Source organism: Actinokineospora inagensis DSM 44258, assembly GCF_000482865.1.
Classification (GTDB): Bacteria; Actinomycetota; Actinomycetes; order Mycobacteriales; family Pseudonocardiaceae; genus Actinokineospora; species Actinokineospora inagensis.
In genome coordinates this window covers 15,646-35,607 of record NZ_AXWW01000069.1, presented here as the reverse complement: position 1 = coordinate 35,607, position 19,962 = coordinate 15,646, and the positions used below count along the sequence as shown (strand labels likewise).

General features: G+C 68.9%; 28 protein-coding genes. 23 read left to right on the top strand and 5 right to left on the bottom strand.

The window, feature by feature from the left end; genetic code table 11:
- Positions 1-759: Scr1 family TA system antitoxin-like transcriptional regulator (locus tag H504_RS0123025; protein WP_211239388.1), on the top strand; the 759-nt coding region annotated here is incomplete at its 5' end.
- Positions 760-903: 144 nt separating this feature from the next.
- On the opposite strand, the gene H504_RS0123020 is transcribed toward H504_RS0123025, so the two are convergent.
- A complete protein-coding gene (locus tag H504_RS0123020; protein ID WP_026424695.1) occupies positions 904-1,134 on the bottom strand; it encodes a hypothetical protein in 231 nt (76 codons plus the stop codon).
- 154 nt (positions 1,135-1,288) lie between these two features.
- Positions 1,289-1,687, bottom strand: coding sequence for a hypothetical protein (locus tag H504_RS0123015; protein ID WP_026424694.1), 399 nt, complete (start codon positions 1,685-1,687; stop codon positions 1,289-1,291).
- 594 nt (positions 1,688-2,281) lie between these two features.
- On the opposite strand from H504_RS0123015, the gene H504_RS36555 reads away from it, so the two are divergent.
- The 3 genes from H504_RS36555 to H504_RS0123000 are packed head-to-tail and all read left to right on the top strand — an operon-like array spanning position 2,282 to position 3,251.
- On the top strand, positions 2,282-2,551 hold the full coding sequence (locus tag H504_RS36555) for a hypothetical protein (RefSeq protein ID WP_157440588.1): 270 nt from the start codon (positions 2,282-2,284) through the stop codon (positions 2,549-2,551).
- A complete protein-coding gene (locus tag H504_RS0123005) occupies positions 2,551-3,033 on the top strand; it encodes a hypothetical protein (protein WP_157440587.1) in 483 nt (160 codons plus the stop codon). Before H504_RS36555 ends, H504_RS0123005 begins: the two co-directional genes overlap by 1 nt.
- Positions 3,030-3,251: a hypothetical protein gene (locus tag H504_RS0123000; protein WP_026424692.1), complete on the top strand. Its 222-nt coding sequence runs from the start codon at positions 3,030-3,032 to the stop codon at positions 3,249-3,251. The genes H504_RS0123005 and H504_RS0123000 overlap by 4 nt, the downstream gene beginning before the upstream one ends.
- A gap of 144 nt (positions 3,252-3,395) precedes the next feature.
- On the opposite strand, the gene H504_RS0122995 is transcribed toward H504_RS0123000, so the two are convergent.
- Positions 3,396-3,785: a hypothetical protein gene (locus H504_RS0122995; protein ID WP_157440586.1), complete on the bottom strand. Its 390-nt coding sequence runs from the start codon at positions 3,783-3,785 to the stop codon at positions 3,396-3,398.
- 680 nt (positions 3,786-4,465) lie between these two features.
- On the opposite strand from H504_RS0122995, the gene H504_RS41560 reads away from it, so the two are divergent.
- From H504_RS41560 to H504_RS0122920, 14 genes are all read left to right on the top strand, one after another.
- A complete protein-coding gene (locus tag H504_RS41560; RefSeq protein WP_026424689.1) occupies positions 4,466-4,999 on the top strand; it encodes a zinc finger domain-containing protein in 534 nt (177 codons plus the stop codon).
- Positions 4,996-5,712, top strand: a complete 717-nt coding sequence (locus H504_RS0122980) for a DUF7341 domain-containing protein (RefSeq protein WP_026424688.1) — start codon at positions 4,996-4,998, stop codon at positions 5,710-5,712. The genes H504_RS41560 and H504_RS0122980 overlap by 4 nt, the downstream gene beginning before the upstream one ends.
- A 485-nt stretch (positions 5,713-6,197) precedes the next feature.
- Positions 6,198-6,650, top strand: a complete 453-nt coding sequence (locus H504_RS0122975; RefSeq protein WP_157440585.1) for a hypothetical protein — start codon at positions 6,198-6,200, stop codon at positions 6,648-6,650.
- Complete coding sequence (locus H504_RS41555; RefSeq protein WP_026424686.1) at positions 6,647-7,063, top strand: hypothetical protein; 417 nt, start codon at positions 6,647-6,649, stop codon at positions 7,061-7,063. Before H504_RS0122975 ends, H504_RS41555 begins: the two co-directional genes overlap by 4 nt.
- Complete coding sequence (locus H504_RS0122965; RefSeq protein ID WP_026424685.1) at positions 7,050-7,523, top strand: hypothetical protein; 474 nt, start codon at positions 7,050-7,052, stop codon at positions 7,521-7,523. The genes H504_RS41555 and H504_RS0122965 overlap by 14 nt, the downstream gene beginning before the upstream one ends.
- Positions 7,520-7,828 carry a hypothetical protein gene (locus H504_RS0122960; RefSeq protein WP_026424684.1) on the top strand — a complete coding sequence of 103 codons (309 nt, stop codon included), beginning with the start codon at positions 7,520-7,522 and terminating at the stop codon, positions 7,826-7,828. Before H504_RS0122965 ends, H504_RS0122960 begins: the two co-directional genes overlap by 4 nt.
- Positions 7,825-8,313 (top strand): hypothetical protein, encoded by a 489-nt coding sequence (locus H504_RS0122955; protein ID WP_026424683.1) that lies wholly within the window; start codon positions 7,825-7,827, stop codon positions 8,311-8,313. Before H504_RS0122960 ends, H504_RS0122955 begins: the two co-directional genes overlap by 4 nt.
- 335 nt (positions 8,314-8,648) lie before the next feature.
- Entirely contained in the window at positions 8,649-9,755 is a 1,107-nt protein-coding gene (locus H504_RS36550; protein WP_051386168.1) for a DUF932 domain-containing protein, read from the top strand.
- A gap of 1 nt (position 9,756) precedes the next feature.
- Entirely contained in the window at positions 9,757-9,912 is a 156-nt protein-coding gene (locus tag H504_RS41550; protein WP_157440583.1) for a hypothetical protein, read from the top strand.
- A 704-nt stretch (positions 9,913-10,616) separates the two neighbouring features.
- Complete coding sequence (locus H504_RS0122940; protein ID WP_157440582.1) at positions 10,617-10,853, top strand: hypothetical protein; 237 nt, start codon at positions 10,617-10,619, stop codon at positions 10,851-10,853.
- 15 nt (positions 10,854-10,868) lie between these two features.
- Positions 10,869-11,606, top strand: coding sequence for an adenine nucleotide alpha hydrolase family protein (locus H504_RS0122935; RefSeq protein WP_051386167.1), 738 nt, complete (start codon positions 10,869-10,871; stop codon positions 11,604-11,606).
- Positions 11,590-12,015 carry a hypothetical protein gene (locus tag H504_RS0122930; protein WP_026424680.1) on the top strand — a complete coding sequence of 142 codons (426 nt, stop codon included), beginning with the start codon at positions 11,590-11,592 and terminating at the stop codon, positions 12,013-12,015. The genes H504_RS0122935 and H504_RS0122930 overlap by 17 nt, the downstream gene beginning before the upstream one ends.
- Before the next feature lie 533 nt (positions 12,016-12,548).
- Entirely contained in the window at positions 12,549-13,007 is a 459-nt protein-coding gene (locus tag H504_RS0122925; RefSeq protein ID WP_026424679.1) for a phage terminase small subunit P27 family, read from the top strand.
- Entirely contained in the window at positions 12,967-14,736 is a 1,770-nt protein-coding gene (locus tag H504_RS0122920) for a terminase large subunit (RefSeq protein ID WP_169735444.1), read from the top strand. The genes H504_RS0122925 and H504_RS0122920 overlap by 41 nt, the downstream gene beginning before the upstream one ends.
- Here the strand turns inward: H504_RS0122920 and H504_RS41545 are convergent.
- Positions 14,702-15,280, bottom strand: a complete 579-nt coding sequence (locus H504_RS41545) for a hypothetical protein (RefSeq protein WP_157440581.1) — start codon at positions 15,278-15,280, stop codon at positions 14,702-14,704. The genes H504_RS0122920 and H504_RS41545 overlap by 35 nt on opposite strands.
- Positions 15,281-15,314: 34 nt before the next feature.
- Here H504_RS41545 and H504_RS36545 point away from each other — a divergent pair, with 34 nt between their 5' ends.
- Positions 15,315-16,835 carry a phage portal protein gene (locus tag H504_RS36545; protein ID WP_245614417.1) on the top strand — a complete coding sequence of 507 codons (1,521 nt, stop codon included), beginning with the start codon at positions 15,315-15,317 and terminating at the stop codon, positions 16,833-16,835.
- Positions 16,832-17,815 (top strand): VG15 protein, encoded by a 984-nt coding sequence (locus tag H504_RS38965; protein ID WP_051386166.1) that lies wholly within the window; start codon positions 16,832-16,834, stop codon positions 17,813-17,815. Before H504_RS36545 ends, H504_RS38965 begins: the two co-directional genes overlap by 4 nt.
- Before the next feature lie 15 nt (positions 17,816-17,830).
- Here H504_RS38965 and H504_RS41540 read toward each other — a convergent pair whose 3' ends face one another.
- Complete coding sequence (locus H504_RS41540; RefSeq protein WP_157440580.1) at positions 17,831-18,025, bottom strand: hypothetical protein; 195 nt, start codon at positions 18,023-18,025, stop codon at positions 17,831-17,833.
- 76 nt (positions 18,026-18,101) lie between these two features.
- Here H504_RS41540 and H504_RS38960 point away from each other — a divergent pair, with 76 nt between their 5' ends.
- Genes H504_RS38960 through H504_RS0122895 form a run of 3 tightly spaced genes read left to right on the top strand, consistent with a single transcriptional unit; the run spans position 18,102 to position 19,941 of the window.
- Positions 18,102-18,719 carry an efflux RND transporter periplasmic adaptor subunit gene (locus H504_RS38960; protein ID WP_051386165.1) on the top strand — a complete coding sequence of 206 codons (618 nt, stop codon included), beginning with the start codon at positions 18,102-18,104 and terminating at the stop codon, positions 18,717-18,719.
- A 49-nt stretch (positions 18,720-18,768) separates the two neighbouring features.
- Positions 18,769-19,746 (top strand): SU10 major capsid protein, encoded by a 978-nt coding sequence (locus H504_RS0122900; protein ID WP_026424677.1) that lies wholly within the window; start codon positions 18,769-18,771, stop codon positions 19,744-19,746.
- A 12-nt stretch (positions 19,747-19,758) separates the two neighbouring features.
- Complete coding sequence (locus H504_RS0122895) at positions 19,759-19,941, top strand: hypothetical protein (RefSeq protein ID WP_026424676.1); 183 nt, start codon at positions 19,759-19,761, stop codon at positions 19,939-19,941.
- Positions 19,942-19,962 lie beyond the last annotated feature (21 nt).

Here is a 19,962-nt window from a genome sequence, read left to right as displayed (position 1 = left end):
GCGGACAAGTTGTCGCGGTGGTTGAGGGGGGATCAGCGGATGGCCGACGAGGACGTGGTTCGGCTGCTCGGGTTGTGTGGAGTCACCGCCGATCACGACGTCGCGGCGGTGGTGGTGCTCAAGGGACAGGTCGAGCAGTACCAGTGGATCGCCGGGTCCCTGTTCGGGTACGGGCGGCTTCCGGTCGACCGGGTGGCGTGGCAGGTGCTGGAGGCCGAGGCGCACGAGGTGGTCACGTTCTCCCCGATGGACCTTCCGCCGGAGTTGCGGACCCGGGCGAGTCGACGACACGAGTTCCGCTACAGCAGGCGCCGCAAGACGACACCGACCTACACGCACCTGATCGGCGAGGTCGCGTTCATCCGCTCCGCCCGCGACCTGCAGACCACCATCGGACAGTTCCGCAGCCTGCTCCGCGCCGCGGACAAGGACAACGTCACCATCCGCATGGTCCCGGACGTGCTGACCGACAACGCGGCCTCCTACCGGATCGTCACCCTGGCCGACAAGACCGCCGCCGTGTGCGTCGACCTCGACGGCGCGATCCTCTACCGCGACCACCCCGACGCGGTCGCCGAACACCGCCACAAACTGACCGCGATCGAGGAGACCGCACTCACCATGGAGCAGACCTTCCAGTTCATCAAGGAACTCACCGCCGACCTGGAACAGCGCCTACGACTGGCGAAGAAGAACGGCCGGGACAACGAGTCCCTGATCGCCTGGTGGACCGACCACCCCAGAGCCTTCCGCTACTGATGATTACGAGCGGAGCCTGGGACCAGCCACGCAGACACTTCTGCCCACGGCGGGCGGCACCATCCACGCGGCAGATGCGCAGATTCACCCGCAGCACCGGACGCCGCTGTCCCGGTCCGCGTTGACCGTTGCAGGTGAGGCAACTCATGCGCACCGGTCGCCAACACGGTCGCGGCCGGTCGCCTGTACACGCCGGGCGAAGAGGTCGTTGATTAGGTTCGCCAGGCCGACGCTGACCGCGAACCCCTCGCGGACACGAATGGCGTGCACGGCGCCGTGGTCGTCGGTCAGGAGTTCGAGGCCCAGTTCCGGCGAGAGCGCGTCGCGCGGGACGACGACCACTAACGGCCCGTCGTGCGGTTCTTGGTCGGTCACCGGTTCCTCTCAGCCTCGCTGCCTCGTGGGCGTGCGGTTGCGCGTGCACGTGCCCGCGCGAGGACTCCGGCCCCGATCTTCCCGAGTCCGCGGGTGTGGTGTGGTCGAGTGTAACCAGATTCGCGATCGGTCGTGCGTGTTTCTGCCGGGCGTGTTAGACCTGGTCAGCCACCGTTGAGACGTGGTGACGGTGGGTGTTGGCGACGGATTCCAGCGAGCCCATGATCGCCAGTAGCCGGGATTGGTCCAGCTTGTCGAGCCTGCGGAAGCGGGCCAAGAGCTCCTGCTCGGCGTCGGAGAGGTCGGGGGAGCCCAGGCCTGCGTCGAGGATGAACGCGTTGAGGACGACGTTGGGGCTGGCGCCGGTGACGGTGGCGAAGCGCTCCAGGATGGCCAGGGCGGGGATGTTGGGGTCGCGGGAGGGCTTGAGGTAGTTGGCGATCGCCCCGGGTTTGAGACCGTGATCGCGTTCGAGTTGCTTGACGGACACGTCCTCGCCGCAGCAGCCCCGGAGCAGGGCTTCGACGTGACTGCGTGGTCCGGCGCTGCTCATGGTGAGGGATTCTCCGCCCTGCCCTGGTCGACGTAACACGCGGTAGCGGTCGCCCCGCGTGGCGAGGGTCATGCAAGCCCGCGGGGTGGACCGGCATCCCTCGATCACTATCAGTGTCCCCGACCGGGGACGGTGACGTCAGCCGCTTGAGGAACAACGGCTGATCCTGGGCGATCGTGGTGCAATCGGCCCGCGACGCAGAGACTGGCCCATCCGGCTCCCGGGATCAACCGCGATGCGTACACCGCACCGGCTGAAATCAAGTTGCCCCATCCGGGTGAGCGTTATTTTGACACAGTGCGTCACTTGCTTGACACGGTGGTGCGATCGGCGCAGGGTGGTCCACGCGGGGAACCTGGGGGTTCCCGCCCGTATACGCGGCGGTCTCCGCGTGTCGGAGGCCGGCGTGTGTCCGTTGTAGATCTTCTGGGCGTGACACCGCCGGCCTTCTGATCTTCGGCACTGCGTGCCGTGGTACGGCGTGGTGCTTCGCCGTGTCCGGGTGTAAGGGGTTGCGGCCGTATGGAGGCGGTCTGTGTCATGTCGACAAGCAGTTCGTTCTTGGGTTCGGAGGCGTTCTCGGGGTCGGTCGCGTTGGACGACTTCGAGGTTGCGGTAGAACGTTTGCGCCAGGTCAAGGCGCGTGCGCAGTACTACCGGTTGCTGCGAGGTTCGTTGGAGGCGGTGCTCAAGGCTCGTTTAGGGGATCGCGAGGTCGGCACTCTCCGTGGCCAGCCTGTGATCACCTACAGGCGGTCCATGCGCGTCTCGGTTTCCTTGTCGCTGTTGCGCGCCAGGTATCCGGAGGCAGCTCGGGACTGCGAGGACATTGCCGAGGTCCGCACGTTTGTGTTGCTGGGCTGATGAGCCCGCGGTCCTCGCCCGGTCGACGGCGGACGGTTCCCGTCGACCGGGCGAACCCACCCGCGCCAGTCGACACTGTGGACGCGGCGGTGGAGTTGGCGGCGACGCTGCGGCCATTGCCGCTGGAGTACCCGGACACTGTCTCCGATGTGGCGGCGCTGTTGGCCGGTGACCCGCGCAATCGTGAGCAGGTGCGTGCGGTGGTGGGGGTCGTGATCGGCGACGCGTTGACCGATCCGTTCTGGGAGACCACGGCGAACCGCTGGCGGTCGCGGTTGCCGTACTGGGTGCGTCCGCCGTTGGTGGGCGCGACGGTGCGGCGTCTGACCGCCGCCGGGGTCCTGGTCGCCACCGGCCGCTACGCCCGCTCCACCGATGTCAAGGGCGGCAACGGGAACAAGCTCCAGCCCGTCTACGCGCTGAACCTGGCCCCGGTCCGCCGACGCGATCCGGCATCCGTGGTGGGGGTCGCGGTGTCGTGAGCCGCTACAGCCACGCCGACGCGGAAGCGGCACGGCGGGCGATAGCGGGAAAGCTGCTGGGTGAGGAGTTGGGCACGGCCGCGCGTGAGGTGGCCGTGGCGATCCTGCACGCCCGTGGCCGGACCGATGCCGAGACCGCCGCTGCGTTGCGATTGTCCACTTACACCGCGGCCCGTATCCGGGCGCGGCTGCACTTGCGCGCACGCCGCGCGAGTTGACCTGAACCTGTTGGGGGAGTTCATCATCATGGCGCGTGATCACGCACGCCTGTACCTGGACATCTGGGAAGACGAAGACTTCTTGGCACTGTCCACTCCGGCCAAGCTCTTGTACTTGTTTCTGTTCTCGCAGCGTCGGTTGACCTATGCCGGGATGCTCGATGTCGCCGTGCGCCGCTGGGCGAACTCCCACCATGATCTCGGGCTCGACGGTGTGCGCGCGGCGCTGGCGGAGTTGGACGCGGCCCGGTTCGTGGTGATCGACCACGACACCGAGGAACTGCTGGTGCGCAGCTTCGTCCGCCGTGACGAGCTGTGGCGCCAACCGAACACGCTGCGCGCGGCACTGCGGACCGCGTTCGAGATCGTCTCGCCCATCCTGCGCGCCTCACTGGCCCGGGAGCTGCGGCGGCTGCCGGTCGAGATCACCGGTCCGGCGCCGCTGGTCGCCGCCCGGGAGCTGGAGGCCGGGGCACGCGCGTTGCCCCCGTCGGTGACGGCCGCGATGGCCCAACGCCCCCGCCGCGCCGACAAGCCCACCACCGACTCGACCGCGCCGCTCGGCCACGAACCGGCCCAAGACGACTCGACGAACCCGTCCCCGATCCCATCGCCGATCCCTTCGGCGCGACCCAGGGGAGAAGGGAGTAGGGAGCGGGGTGGAGTAGTTCCTCTTGCGTTGGTAGATCACGAAAGGGGGGACCCCACGCGCGAGGCGCGCGATACGCGCGCACACGAGACCCCCGACGATCAGCCGGTGGCCGAGCCGGGCTCGAAGCGGCAACGCCGCCGCGCCGAGGCCGAACGGCTGGTCGCGGTGCACACCCCCGAGCAACCCCACCGCGTCCGTGACCGGCTCCGTACCGAGGTCATCGAGCTGCTGCGCGAGGACGTGGAGGCCGCGGTGATCGCCGCCGGACTGCGCACCTGGTCCGCCAAACGCCTGCCGGTCTCGTGGTTGCCCGAGCTGGTGGGCGAGCACCAACGCGCCGCCTTGCTGGCCGCGGCACCTGCCCTGCGCGCCCAAGCAGTTGCGGCGGCGGAGGCGATCGAGCGGATGCGCACCGACGCCATCGCCGACGACGACCGCTCCCCGATCGGCCTCGCGGTCCGGGAGCTGCCGCCCACGCCGACCCCGAGACCCTGCACGCCATCGTCGCCCAGGCCCTCGACGCCACCACCCTCGCCGAAGCCGAGTCGGGGCGGGTGCCCGCATGAGCGCCGAGACCCAGCCCCCGCTGACCCGCTCGGAAGTGCGCGCTCTGCTGACCCACTACCGGGTCACCGGCCACGCCCCGCCCACCGACGCCGCAGTCGACACGTGGCTGAACGAGTTGCGCGGTCACTCCGCCGGGGAGTGCCACGCCGCGCTCACCGTGCTCCAAACGCAGCACCACGGCCGGATCGCCCCGGCGGACGTGATCGACCGCATCCGCATCGCCCGCGCCCACCCCGCCGGACGGGCCGCTGTGCCCGCGCAACGCCGATCCGGGATCACCCGCGAACGCGCCGTCGCCGCCCGCGACCGTGGGATCGACGCCGTCTATGCCGCCATGGGCTGGGCACGGACCCCGGACCGCGACGCCGCGATCGGCGTGCGGTGCCCGTTCTGCAAAGCCAACTCCGGGCAGGCGTGCGGGCCACTGAGCCGCGACCGGCTCGGCCGCCGCGAACGCCGCGACCGACTCACCGGCCTGCACCCCTCCCGCCTCGACGCCGCCCGCACCACCACCGGGACGACACCATGAACCGCGACCGCCACCACCACGACCTCGACGACGACCAGGCGGAGCGCGTCGACCCCGTCCAGGCCCGCCTGGCGTTCGACGCCGCCGTCGACCAGCTCTGCGCCCCCGGCGTTGCCACCATCACCCGCGACGACGGCTTCACCGAACGCGCGCTCATCCCGTGCCTGCTCGACCAGCTCGTGCAGGCCACTGAACCGGGCGGGGAGCGCACCGGGGCCACCGGGACCGGCTCGCGCCCACCGGCCAGCCTCAACGCCGTGGCGGTCGTCGCCGAGATCGGCACCGAGATGCGCCGCCAACTCGCCGCGCACGGTCACCACCTGTTCGACCCCGGTCCCCGGTACGCACTGTCCAAACAGGTCCGACTCTGGGCCTCCCATGCCGAACACTGGCAACTGGAAGACCCGGACTGCCTGGCCCACACCGCCGACCAGGCACAGCGATGGGTCACCGCCGCCCGCGCCGTGGTGGAACCACCACCCCGGTACCGACTGCGCGGCCACACCTGCCCGACCTGCCGCGAAAACACCGTGCTGGTCTGGTCGGACACCGAAGCCGACTGGGTGCGCCAACCCGCGCTGTGGATCGACACCGACCACGCGGAAGCCGCCTGCGCGGCCTGCGAGACCCGCTGGCCACTGGACACCTGGGAACGCCTGGGACAACTCCTCGGCCAGCAGTGCACGACCGTGCTCGCCCTGGACTGCGAATGACCGGCAAAAAGATCCGGTCATCGGTTGATCACCTGATCGATTCCATGCCATACTGGTCGGGCTCGGCGGAGCCATGCCCACCGCACGCCGAGAATCCCCCCTTCGGCTGCCGCCGCGCAATCCACCCATCCCTGCGCGGCGGCAGCCTTTCCGGTGCGGGTGGCGGTCCTGCGCCGTGACCCCGGTGATCCCCACCCCGTCGCCGGTGTGGTCGCCCCGGCCGCCGCCCGCACCACCCCCGCCAGTCCGCGCGCGACATTTCCTTCTCCGACATGGAATGCCATTTCCGGGCATGGTTCGATTTCTCGAATCCGTACCGGTGATGCTTCTATCAATAATTGCCCTTGAGAGATTCCCGAATGCCGCCGCAGGATGAATGGGTAAGCCCCGAGAAAATGGCCCGGTGTGGCCGTTGGGGATTCCTGTTGACCTTGTGAAGGGGTCTATCCGTGTTTCCGAGACTGATCCGATGGGGTCCGCCCCTGGTGGGCCGACATCAGTTGGCCACCTGGGACAAGGCCGGACAACGAGTGAAAGACAGCGCCCACCTGCACTCCGTTCCCGACCTGGTCCGCTACCTGGTCGCGCACGAGCTGCCGGAGCGGTTCGTGGACGTGGAGTTCTCGGCCACCGTCTACCGGCACCGCATGTGGGCGCCGTGGCTGGTCGACATCCAGGTCCACGGGGCCACGGTGCGCGAGGACGACGACCCCAACTTCCTCGACATTCTCGCTCACCAAGTGCGCCACGACGTCGGGCAGCACGACGCGGTCCACCACGGCATTCACCGGTTCGGCGCCGTCGAGGTCCTGGTCCTGGCGCCGGGCGAGCCCCACCGGTTCCGGCCAGGATACGTGCGGGTCCGCCGCTTCTACTGGGGTCACCTCGCCCGCGGTTGCTGGGTGCTCGTCCGCCACCTGGTGGGGTGGTGGCGATGAGCGCCCTCGGTCTCGCCGCGCGCCGGGCGTTGTCCGTGGCCGCCTGGGTTCACTTCGTGCTGGAGTTGGAGCGGCAGCAAGGCACCCTGCCCGCCGACGTGACCCTGCGAGTCCTGGTGTTCGAGGACGGCCGGTTGGTCGTGGCCATCGGCGGGCTGGCCGACGAGTTCCTCGTTGGCCCCGGAACTCCGGTCCTGGAGGCGGAAACGTTCGTCGAACCAAGGCGGATGACGGTGGCGGCCAAGGCCGTCTACGACGCCGCCTGGCACGCCGTGCACGCCATGTCGCCCTACGACAAGCACAACCCCAGCCAGGTCTGGCTGCTGCCCCGGATGCAGTCGGTGCTCACCGACGCCCGCTGGCCCGAGGGCGTCATCCGCGTCAACGAAGGGGAACGGTGTGACCACGCCTGAGATCGTCATCTGCCAGGTGTGCGAGCACGCCTTGGAGCACTACGCGGACAACGACGGTGCGTCCTACCGCCACACCCGCGCGAACGGACCGACCGACCACGATCCGGTGCCGGTGCCCGCACCGCCGGGATGGCGGGGCCAGTGCGACTTCTGCGCCGAGGGGCGACCGGAGTTCGTCATCCCGGTCCGCGACTTCGCCGTCATGACCCTTCCGGAGAAGGACGCGGACCACACCTACACGAGCATGGCCGACTGGGCGGCCTGCTCGGTCTGCGCGCTGCTGGTGGAGTCCAACCGCTGGAACATACTGCTCAGCCGTGCGATGGCAGCGCGCAAGCGCCGCACCGGCGAATCCGTACCCGACGAAGTGCTCATCGGGATGGGCAAGATCTACCGCCTGCTGCGCGACAACATCACCGGCGCGGCCAAACCGATCGACTCCGACGAGGGAGCGTCATGACCACCGAAGTGTTGTGCCACAACCACGACGACTCCGCCGTGGCAGCGGTGGCCGTGCTCGTGCACACCGGCCCGCCGGAACAGGTGGGCGTGGGACTGTGCGCCTCGTGCGTCACTTGCACCGACCTCCCCTGCACCCGCCCCGGTGACGTCTTCGACAGCGAGTACGGCGAGCCCTGGTGCGCCGAACACGCCGCCGCGTTCACCGGTGAGGAAGCCGTCCACGGCCCGCAGATCGTGGCGCTGGACTCCGACCGCTACCGCGACCTGACCACCAACCCACGACACACCGGCGGTGACCGATGACCGGCCACCCGATCCCTCTCATTGACCCGGACGGTCATCCCCGCACAGGCCCCGGACACGAGCACCCGGCAACACACATCGGTTGCCGGACCTTCCGCTGGTTCACCCTGCGCTGGTGCAAGACCCACACCCGGGAGCTGGTCGCCGCCGATCCGGATGCCGCCGCCCTGCACGCGCAGGTCGGCATCGGCGGACTCGGTGCCTTCATGCCCCCGGCCATCCCCACCGGACAGGGAATCCCGGTGGTGTGCATCGCAATCGACCACGACCACGCGATGACCACCGACCTGGACGAGCCGATCATCATCGCCCCGCTTCCGCCGACACCAGACGGGCCACCTGGTTCGGTGGTCATCGACGGCTGGCACCGGGTCTACCACGCCCTGCACCGCTTCCAAGAGACCCTGCCCGCCTACGTGCTCACCGACGCCACCGAACGCGCGGCCCGGTTCCCGCTGCCCTACAGCCCCACGCACTGGCGGTGAACACGCGGCCATCCGGGCGCGGCCGGTCGACAAGGCCATGGCCGTCCGGCAGGATGGACCACGCCTTTCAGGTTCTTTCGGCAAATTGAGCCATGAGGCACGAAGGGGCTCGGTGGAACACCGCCGAGCCCCTTTGCTTGTCTCTCGCCCCCCATTCATGCAGGCCAGGCAAATACGCGAAATCGACGCTAGGCCGTTCGAGTAAATGCACTGGTGAGTGGCCCGGAATGCTGGACACAGGTGGTGTACCCGGTATCCTTGAGGTGCCGAAAGAACCGCCCCGCCGATCCGGCAGGGGTTCACATCACCGCCTGAAAGGGCTTCTCATGGCTCACATGATTGACATTGGTGAGGATGGCACCGCCGCCTTTATCTCCGCCAACACCCCCGCCTGGCACCGGTTGGGGACCGTGGTCCCCGGGCCGATGACCGTTGCCGATGCCCTCAAGTTGGCCTCCCTGGACAACTGGGCTGTCCGGCTGGACCCGGTGACCGTTCCGCTCACCGGCACCGAGTGCCCGGAATGCTCCGCCGCGCTGGGGGACAAGCACACCGACACCTGCGAGATCGGCGACCACGAAGGCGAGGACGACAGCCGCCTGGTGGAGGAGGACGACTGCGTGGAGCTGGTCGGGGTGGACGACTACCAGGCCGTGAGCCGGGTCAGCCCGTTCACCGGCAAGCGGGAAGTCCTCTCGGTGGCGGGGCGGGACTACACCCCGATCCCGAACGAGGTGATGGGCGAGACCCTGTCCGCCATCCTGGACCAGTCCGGGGCCATCGTGGACACCGCCGGTGCGCTGCGAGGCGGCAGGGACGTGTTCATCACCGCCCGCCTGCCGAAGGGCATCCTCGTGGGCGGCGTGGATCGGGTCGAGCTGAACCTGGCCGGGTTCAACTACTTTCAGCCGGGGCGGGCGTCGGAGTTCCTGATCACCCCGGTCCGGGTGGTGTGTGCCAACACCCAAGCCGCTGCCCTGGGCAACCACGTCTCCCGCTGGTCCTTCCGCCACTCCCCGGCCGCCCCGGCCAAGATGGCCGCCGCCCGGGAAGCCCTCAAGATCACCTTCGACTACGCCGACGCCTTCGCCGAGGAGGCCGAGAAGATGATCAAGGCGGATTTGGCGATCAAGGACTTCGAGGCCGTGTGCCGGGAAATCTGGCCCGCACCGGACGACGACGCGCGCAGCGACGTGAAGGAACGTGACGACGCACTCACCTCCGAGTTGATGGCTCTATTCAAGGGCGAGACGAACGCCAACATCGGTGGCAAGCGGACCAAGGGAAGCCACTGGTCCGGGTTCCAGACCGTGATCGAGTACGTCGACCACCGGGCACCGGTGCCCGGTGAGGACGCGGCCGCCGCCCGTGCACAACGCGCCTTGCTGGGCAAGGGAAACCAGGTCAAGCACCAGGCGTTCAAGCTCTTTCAGGTGGCCTGAGATGGACCCGACACAGGCCCTTGTCTCGATCCGTGAGCTGTGCCGGGACAACCCGGATGCCGATTTCGACGACTTCGACCAACTCCGGGAACTGGTGACCGCCCTGGATGAGTGGATGACCCGCCAGGAGCACCCGCCCGCCCAGTGGACCCGCTGACCCTCCGTCCGCCTTCCGGCCCCCACATCACCCGGTGTGGGGGCCGCACCCATGCCCGCCCCGGACACCCGGACTGCCGAGCCCTGGGGATGTGGATGCCCGTCCGCGCGCCGCGCCCCTGCTCCCGGCCTGGCTGCCCCAACACCACCCCCACCGGGGGCCGCTGCCCTGCCTGCCGCACGCGTGCCCGCCGCTCCGGCGGAACCTCCGCCGACCGGGGCTACTCCGGCCCGCACCGCTCCCGGTTCCGCCCCGCCGTGCTGGCCCGTGACCCCATCTGCCGCTGTGACCTCACCGCCTGCCCCGGTCACCGGGGCCACCCGTGTGGTGAGGCTGCCACCGTGGCCGATCACTGGCCGCTGACCCGCCGTGAACTGGTGGCCGCAGGACTGGACCCCGACGACCCCGCGCGTGGGCGGGGGTTGTGTGGCCCGTGCCATGCCCGGGTGACCGCCACCGACCCCAGGACCCGGGGAGGCTGGCACTCACCGTGACCCCCGCACCCGCCCACCACCCTGTTCCGTGCCGGAGCTGCCGCCCGCCGCACTCACCGGCCACGCCCCGGCGGTCACTCACGGCCACCGGCACGCGGCCCCCAGGGGGGACACCCCTGACCCGGCCGGAAGGGCACAAGCCACTGAGGCCCGGGTATGGCCGGTCAGGTTTCCGACACGGCCGAACCCACGTGTCCGCCGGGGGCGCCGGTGACCGATCCGATCACCGCCAGGGATACCGACCTGGCCGCGGTGCTGGCCGCGCTGGAGCAGGCCGACGAGCAGTACCACGCCTGGCGCGACGAGCGGGAATCCCTGATCCGGCAAGCGAAAGCACTCGGCGCCTCGCACCGGCGGATCGCCGAGCACACCAGCCTGTCCCACACCGGCATCGGACGGCTCATCCACCGCACCACCCCCGACCGCACCCCGGACCTGGCCCGGTGACCCGGGCACCAAGCGGTGCGCGGGTGTCCACCCACGAAGGAGGCACGCCTGCCCATCACCATTAACGGCATCACCCCGTCTCAACGGCTCCGCGAGGAGTTGGCGGCCGAGGGGAAACGGGTTTTGCTCGGCTTCTCCCGAGGCAAGGACTCGTTGGCCGCGTGGCTGGCGATGCGCGAGGCCGGGATCACCGTCGTCCCCTACCACCTCTACCTCGTACCGGGCTTGCAGTTCGTGGAGGACTCGCTCAAGTTCTACGAGGACTTCTTCGGCACCCGGATCGTGAACCTGCCCCACCCGAGCCTGTATCGGTGGCTCAACAGCTTCCTGTTCCAGCCACCGGAACGCTGCGCGATCATCGAGGCCGCCCAGTTCCCCGAACCCACCTACGAAGAACTCGCCGACCTGCTCCGCAACGACCTCGACCTACCGAGAGCGTGGAACGCCGACGGGGTGCGGGCCGCAGACTCCCCGAACCGGCGGATGGCGATGGTCACCCACGGCCCCGTGCGCGAGCACCTGCGCAAGGTGTCCCCGGTATGGGACTGGCGCATCGCCGACGTCCGCGCCGCCCTCGCCCGCCACTCGTGTCCTTTGCCGCCGGAGTACGACTGGTTCGGCCGCAGCTTCGACGGCCTCGACTACCGGTTCCTCAAGCCGATCAAGGACCACGCGCCCGAGGACTACGCCCGGATTCTGGAGTGGTTCCCGCTCGCCGACCTGGAGATCTTCCGCCGTGACCTCACCCGATGACCAGGACCCCAACACGGACCTGCTCGCCCAACTCCAGGCCCAAGCCTCGATCGGCGCCCCGCTGAGTCAGGACGACCTGCTCGCCCAGCTCAACGCGCCCCCCGAGCCCGACCCGCTGGAGAACGTCGCCTACACCGGCGACTTGGAAGGCGATGCCGCCGCCGAGCTGGACGCGTTGGCCCAGGGCTTTCGCGAACGCACCGCCCGCGAGGACGAACGCTTCCGACTCGCGACCGACAGCGAGTACTGGGTGGCGCTGTGCTTCAAAACCCGCGCCGACAAAGAAACGTTCCTGCGCGCCGCACGCCTGCTCACCCTCGGCGACAAGTACCTCGACGGCCACGCCGCCGCCCACATCCTCGGCATCCCCATGCCCACCGACGACCCCGACGAGACCAGGAAGGAGTAGCCCACCATGCGAGCGCGCCTTGCCCGCGCTGGGGCCGCGATTAGGCGACGGTTCTCCCGCACCGCCGCCAGCCCCAGCCGCGGACGCAGCTCCGGAACCTGAACTCTGGCGTGGCAGCGGCCTCCATGGCGGCTGCCACGCCGGTGGCCGGAGCACTCACAAACGAGCGCCCTCCGGTGCCTGCTAGGCAACTCCCCCGACGTGATCAGTAGGCAGAGACGTACCAACGTGATCAGTAGGCGGGGATGCAACGGCGTGGTCCGGGCCATACGAGCCAACCGTTGATCCTGGGCACGCGATGGCCACCTGCACCTCCACGGAGATGGCTTCGTGACCGGTCTCCGCACGCATGGTGTGCCAGAAAGTAATCACCGTAAGCACCACACCGACGACCCCAGTCAGTGTCTGCCCGGCGGCCAACCAAATCTTGATCTTTTCCAGTCTCATGGCCTGTGCGTGTTGCTCCGCGCCGTCCGTCATTTCGCCATGATGCCCGATCGCATGATCAACTGTTGGTGAAGCCAGGAGGTCACGTGGGTAAACGCGGACCCGCAGCCAAGCCGACCGCGCTGCGCATCCTGCACGGCGACCGTCCCGACCGCATCAACACCAACGAACCCGCCCCGCCGGAGCAGGAGATCACCTGCCCGGACTGGGCATCCGACGCCGCGCGCACGATCTGGGAGCGCTTGGCCCCTGGCCTGATCGCCCGCCACGTCCTCACCGTGTGGGACGCCGACGCCTTCCTGGTGCTGTGTGAGGCCCTGGCCCGGTACCGGGCAGCAACCCAGTTGGTCAATGGGTCCGCTTTGCTGGTGCAAGGCGGCGCGGGGCTGATGAAAAACCCCGCCCTCCAAGTCCAGGCCGACGCCGAACGCACCTTCTTGCAGTTCGCGGCACGGTTCGGGCTGACGCCCTCGGATCGGCAGGCGATCAAGGTCGAGGTGGGCCATGACCACCACGGCCACGGACCAGACCGGCTCCTCTCCTAGCAAGACCGCCCGCGGCTCGAAGACCCGCCCACGCGCCCGCACCGCGACGCCCCGCACAACCACCAGACCGCCCGGGGCGCGGCTGCCGGTGTGCGGGCGGACCTTCGACGGCCGCACCTGCCGCAAACGCGGCACCCACCTGTGCAAGCCTCGCGCGGATCACGCTCAGGCGTTCGCCGAGGAAATCTGTGTCCACACCAAAGACCGGTGGGCGCGCAAGCCCTTCATCCTCGCCGAGTGGCAGCGGGAGGACATCGTCCGTCCGCTGTTCGGAGAGGTCCGCTGGGACGACGAAGCCGCCTGCTACGTGCGCCGGTTCCGCATCGCCTGGATCGAGATCGCCCGCAAGAACGGCAAGTCCGAACTGTTGGCGTTCGTCGCGCTGTACATGCTGTGCGGGGACGGAGTCGAGTCCGCAGAGATCTACGGCTGCGCCCGCGACACCGACCAAGCCAAGCTCGTCTTCAACGTCGCCTCGCGCATGGTCGCCCTCTCCCCGGTCCTGTCACGCCGATTGAAGGTCCTCGACAGCGCCGCGCGGATCGTGGACGAGAAGACCAGCAGCGTCTATGCCGTCGTCCCCGCCGACGCACTCGGCAACCTCGGCAGCAATCCGTCCTGCGTGGTCTTCGACGAGGTCCTGACCCAGCCCTCCGGCGACCTCTGGCACGCCATGCGCACCGGCATGGGCACCCGCCTCGAACCCCTGCTGATCGCCGCGACCACCGCGGGCAACGACCCGTCCAGCTTCGCCAAAGCCGAACACGACGAGTGCGTCAAGATCGCCGACGACCCGACCCGCGCACCACACCGCTTCGTCTACCTGCGCAACCTGCCCGCCGACGCGGACCCATGGGACGAGACCAACTGGTACCACGCCAACCCCGCCCTCGGCGACTTCCTCTCCCTCACCGCCCTGCGCGAAGAAGCCCTCGAAGCCCGCAACAACCCCGCGAAAGAGAACACTTTCCGGCAGTTCCGGCTCAACCAGTGGGTCGCGCAGTCCACCCGCTGGATGCCCATGCACCTCTACCTAGCCTGCGCCGGAACCACTCTCGACCACCCCGCACTACTCCGCGAACGCCTAGCCGGGAAACCCGCCTGGGGCGGACTCGACCTCGCGTCCAAACTTGACCTCACCGCCTGGTGCCTGATTGTCCCCGAGGGCATCGACGGCCACGTCTCCGCGCTGTGGCGGTTCTGGCTACCCGAGTCTGCGGTCGCCTTCCTCGATGAGCGCCTGGACGGCCGCGCCAGCCGCTGGGTCGACCAAGGCTGGCTGACCGTCACGGACGGGGAGGTCATCGACTACGACGTGATCGAGAACGACGTGGTCACCGACACCGGCCTGCTCCGAGTCGCGGACATCTCCTACGACGAGTGGTCCGGTGAACCCGTCCGCCAGCGGCTGGAGAAGCGGGCCGGGGTGCCGATGTACCCGGTCGCCCAGACTTACAAGGGCATGACCCACGGCATGACCGAACTCATGGCCCTCACCAAGTCCCGCAACTGGTCACACCACGGCAATCCCATCGCCGCCTTCTGCTTCGACAACGTCGAAGTCCGGCACCCACCCGGCGAACCCGACCTCATCCGCCCCGACAAGCCCGAACGCGGCAAGACAGGCAGGAGGATCGACGCCGTCCCCACCGCAGCGATGGCCGTGAGCGGGTGGCGATTGCGTGGGCAGAACATCAAGAAGTCAGGACGGATGGTGGTGATGGGATGAGTGAATGATTCACCGCTAGGTCGATCCGCATCGCGGCGATCAATGCTTGGCGGCAGGTGGTTATCTCGTCTACTGGGGTGGCTGGCTGTCTCCCCTCGATGATGCGCCGCTGGATGCCAGCGGTCACATCCCTCAGGTGACGGGCCTTGCCGACCACGCCCGGACTGCCCAGTAGCTCCAACGACTGGAAGATGCGGACAGCGCGCATGGCCGACGTGGCAATGCCCTCGACCATGCCGTCCGGTAGTTGTCCTTGCTCGTCGGTGGCACCAGCCTCGATCACTGCATGGGCTGCCGACAATTGCAGGTACCAGGTGTGGACGGCTGCCAGCGCTTCCCCGTAGGTGTCGAACCTCTGATCACGCCAGGTGGTGTGGTCTTCGCGTTTCCATCGATTGTGCTCGTGGCTTCGTTCACGGTCCCAGCGGCGATCATCGCGTCTGGCCGTGAGTGACGCACCGATCCAGGCTCCGCCAAGCGGTCCAATCAGTGCAACGGCCGCAAGGACCAATGTGACCCACACGGGCACGGCTGAAGGCTGCATCCACGGCAAGGTACTACGGAAGCCGGTGATGTGCGTGACCAACAGCGTGCTGGCACAGCAGGAATCCGTTTGGTTGCAACGGCTCTCGTCCCAACACAACGCCCAGCTCTCGGAGTTGGAGTTGCTGGACGCCTACTACGAGGGTGAGCAGCCGCTGTCCTACATGCACCCTGAGCTACTGCGTCGCTTGGACGGGCGCGTGCGGCAGGTCGTGGTCAACTGGCCAGAGCTGGTCGTGGACAGCCTCGATGAGCGCTTGGACGTGACCGGGTTTCGGCTCGGCGGTCGGGACGCCGCAGATCGTGACTTGTGGCGGATCTGGAAGGCGAACCGACTGGACCTGGCCAGCCAGCAGGCGCACGTGGATGCGTTGGTGATGGGTCGTGCGTTCGCGATCGTGGGTACCAACGAGCAGGACGCGGAGACGCCGTTGGTGACGGTGGAGTCGCCGTTGGAGGTGCACGCGGAGCTGGACCCGCGGACGCGGACGGTTCGTGCGGCGCTCAAGCGCTGGTACGACGACGAGTCCGTCCCAGGGGCGTCCAGTCTAACGGCGACGCACGCGACGTTGTATCTGCCGGAGGAGACGATCTGGTACACCTCGCACGACGGGGGTTCGGCGTGGACGGAGACCGACCGCGACCGGCATGGGCTCGGTGTGGTGCCGGTGGTGCCGTTGATCAACCGACCTCGCACCCGCCGCCGGAGAACGAAACCGGTGTCGCTGGGGCGTTCGGAGTTGGCGTCGGTGATCCCGTTGTCGGACGCGGCTTGCAAGATCGCCACCGACATGCTGGTCAGTGCCGAGTTCCACGCGATGCCGCGCCGGTACGCGCTCGGGTTCGAGCAGGCCGATTTCGTTGACGCACAAGGGACTCCGCTCACGCCGTGGCAGGCGGTGGCCGGTGTCCTGTGGGCCACGCCGAAGAACCCGCGTGAGGACGGGGTGGCGGTCGGGCAGTTCCCCGAGGCGGACCTGTCCAACTTCCACAACACCCTCAACGCGCTCGCGCGGTTGACCGCGTCCATCTCCGGTCTGCCGCCACACTTCCTGGGCTATGCCACGGAGAACCCGGCGTCGGCGGAGGGCATCCGCTCCAGCGAGGGGCGGCACATCAAGCGCGCCGAGCGCCGCCAGCGCAGTTTCGGCGACGGGTGGGAGCAGGTCATGCGCCTGATCCTGTTGGTGCGCGACGGTCGTATCCCGCCGGAGGCGCTGCGCATGGAGACGATGTGGGTCGACGCGGCGACGCCGACGTTCGCGGCGCAGGCCGACGCGGTGACCAAGCTCTACGGAGCGGACAAGCTCCTGCCCCGCCGCGCATCCCGCCGTGCCCTGGGCTACAGCGATGCGCAGATCCGGGACATGGAGGCCGAGGACCAAGCTGCCTACGCCCGGGTGGCGGGCGGGGACCTGGCCGCCGAGTACGGCCCCCGCCCCGACCCGATCCCGACCGACGACGGCCAGGGCGACGCCGTCCCGCCCATCCCGCAGCCGCGCGGCGAGCGGCCCGCCCCTCCCGCGTTCCTCGCACCCGCTGGGGGTCGCCGATGACGACGCCCCTGACCGACCCGGAAGCGCGGGTCTACGCGCGCACGCAGCTCGTGGTACGCGGCGCGGTCGAGACCGCCCAACGCGCCTGGTCGAGCCTGGCGTTGAACGACCTGGATGGGTCGTGGGAGCGGGAGGTGCGGCCCCGGGTGGTGATCGCCACCGAGGAAGCCCAGATCGACACGGCCGCCTTGGCCGCGCCGTTCGTGGCCGCCGCGCTGGCGGCGGCTGGTGCGGTGTCTGCGCCGGTGGGGCGGCTGGTGGCCGGTGCGTTCGCCGGGCACGCCGCGAACGGGCTGCCGTTGCGGGTGCTGTTCGACCAGGTGCTGGCGTGGCTGCGGCGCGCGCTGGCGATGGACATGCCCGCCTCCGACGCGCGCACCCTCGCGTTGTCGCGGCTGCTGACCTACGTGTCCACCGAGGTCGGCGACACCAGCAGGGCCGCGATCCAGGCCGCGATGATCACCGAACCCCGCGTGGTCGGGTATGAGCGGGTGGTGCGGCTCCCGGCGTGTGGGCGATGCGTGATCCTCGCCGGTCGTCTCTACCGCTACTCGGACGGGTTTCTGCGGCATCCGCGGTGTGACTGCGGGATGCGGCCGGTCACCCGCGAGCAGTGGGGGAACGACGAGCGCGGCAACTCCCCGACCGCGTTGTTCGACCGGATGAGCATCGCGGAGCAGGACAAGGCGTTCGGCAAGGCCGGCGCCGCCGCGATCCGCGCGGGGGCGGACATGGCCCGGGTGGTCAACGCCCGCCGCAAGGGCGCGGTCTATGTGGCCGGGGGCAGGGAGTTTACCCGCGAGGCCACTTCTGTGCGCGGCGTCGGCCGCCAGCTCGGCGACACCATGACCCGGCCCGGGTCCCGGTACCGCTCCAGCGGCATCGCCCGCCCCACCGCCGCGCAGCTCGTCCGCAGCAGCCACGACCGCACCGAACTAATCACCGCGCTCACCAAATACGAATATATAGGACAATCCTAACATTGTTCAATGATTCTACAATCCAATGCTTGCGAGATTTTTTTGAAGGCCGGTCGGGAAGCCGACTTGTCGAGAACCGGACGGTGCTCCGAGCAATCCCGCCGCCAGCGCGGTGATCACCGCGCCCGCCAACCAGCCGGCAACCCATGGGCTGACCGAGCCGTTGGTTCCGGCCATGACCTGCGCGCCCGCCGAGGTCGCGAGCAGCACGGCGGCACCTCGCGCACGAGTCGATGGATGACGCACCTACACAGTCTCCCACGTTCCCGCGATTGGACATCCTGCTATGACCGATTCCCACAACGCCGCCCCTACGGACACCGCGCCAGCCCCGTCGCCAGCCGATCCGCCGGCGCAGACTGACCCCACGGGCGCCACGCCACCGGACTACCAGGCGCTCTACGAGCAGGCCCAGTCCAAGCTCACCGCCGCCGAGCGGTCCGCCCGCGACGCGCGGGCCAAGGCCAAGCAGTGGGATGACGCGCAGGCCGCGCAGCAGTCCGACCTCGACCGCGTCACCGCCCGCGCGAGCGCGGCCGAGGAGCAGGTGACCGCGTTGCGTCGCCGCGCGGTGCAGGCGGAGATCCGCGCCGCCGCGTCCGGCTGGGCCGACCCGTCGGACGCGCCGCGGTTTCTCGATGACCACGCCCGTTACCTCGGGGAGGACGGGCAGATCGACACCGCCGCCATCGCCGCCGACGTCGCGGCCGAGTTGGAGCGTCGCCCGCACCTGGCCCGCCAGGACGGGCCGCGTCGGCCGGCCCCGGACCCGTCGCAAGGTGCGCGGCAGACCGGCCCGACAGGGCTGGAGGAGCGCATCACGGCTGCGGAGAAGGCCGGTGACTGGGCCACGGCGATCACGCTGAAGAACCAGCGCCTCGCAGCGATGAACCGCCCCCAGTGACCTCGGGTCCTCACCTCTGCTTCCCTTATTCTGAAAGGACTGTCGACCTATGCCTGGTGTGGCCGCGATTGCCAACACCTACAACGCCCCGAACTTCGTGGGCGAGTTGTTCGCCCTGACCCCGACCGACACCCCGTTCCTGTCCGCCATCGGCGGGCTGACCGGCGGCAAGCGCGCCAACGGCGTCGTGCACACCTGGTCGGTCTACGACCTGCGCCCGCCGGACGCCAACCGACAACGCGTCGAAGGCGCCGACGCCCCGGCCGCGGAGACCCGGGTTCGCGGGCAGGACCGCAACGTGTTGGAGATCCACCAGGAGACGGTGGGTGTCACCTACACCCGCCAAGCCGCGCAGAACATGTTCGCCTCGACCGGATCGGCGCATCCCAACGCCGCCGCGATCGGCGGCACCAACGCGGTCGCGAACGAGATGGACTGGCAGACAAGGCAAGCACTGGTCCAAATCGGACGCGACGTGGAGCTGTCGTTCCTGACCGGTGTGTTTCAGGAACCCAGCACCATCAGCACCGCGCGCAAGACCAAGGGCATTCTCAACGCCACCGTCACCAACGTCGTCACCAACGCCACCCCCACGGCGTTGACCGAGAAGCTGGTACTCGACCTGTTACAGAAGGTGTGGGAGAACGGCGGCATCCAGGTCTCCGAGACCGCCACGCTGATGTGTGCGGCGTTCCAGAAGCGCCAGCTCACCAACGAGTTCATCACGAAGAAGAACTACCGAGAGCAGTCGCGCACCGTCGCCGGTGTCTCGGTGTCCACGATCGAAACCGACTTCGGGCAGCTCAACGTGATGCTCTCCCGGTTCATGCCCGCCGACACCATCCAGGTCGTCTCCCTCGACCAGTGCGCACCCGTCCTGCTGGAGACCCCCGGCAAGGGCTTCCTGTTCTCCGAGCCACTGGCGCGCACCGGCGCGACCGACCGCGCCCAGATCTACGGCGAGATCGGCTTGGAATACGGCCCGGAGATCGCCCACGGCAAGATCACCAACCTCACCACCACGTAAGGAGATGGGCGCGTGAAGTTCACCAGTAGCTATTACCCTGAGTTGATCATCGCCGACCTGGGCGTGACCTTCCGCGGCGGGGAAGCTGAGGTCACTGACAAGGCCGTCATAGACACCATGCGCGCTTTGCCCGCCGATCTCGGCGTGCGCGCCTCCGGTGGGCGACCGCCGAAGGACTTGATGCCACCGAAGTAGAGCGAGTCTCGACGTCGACGC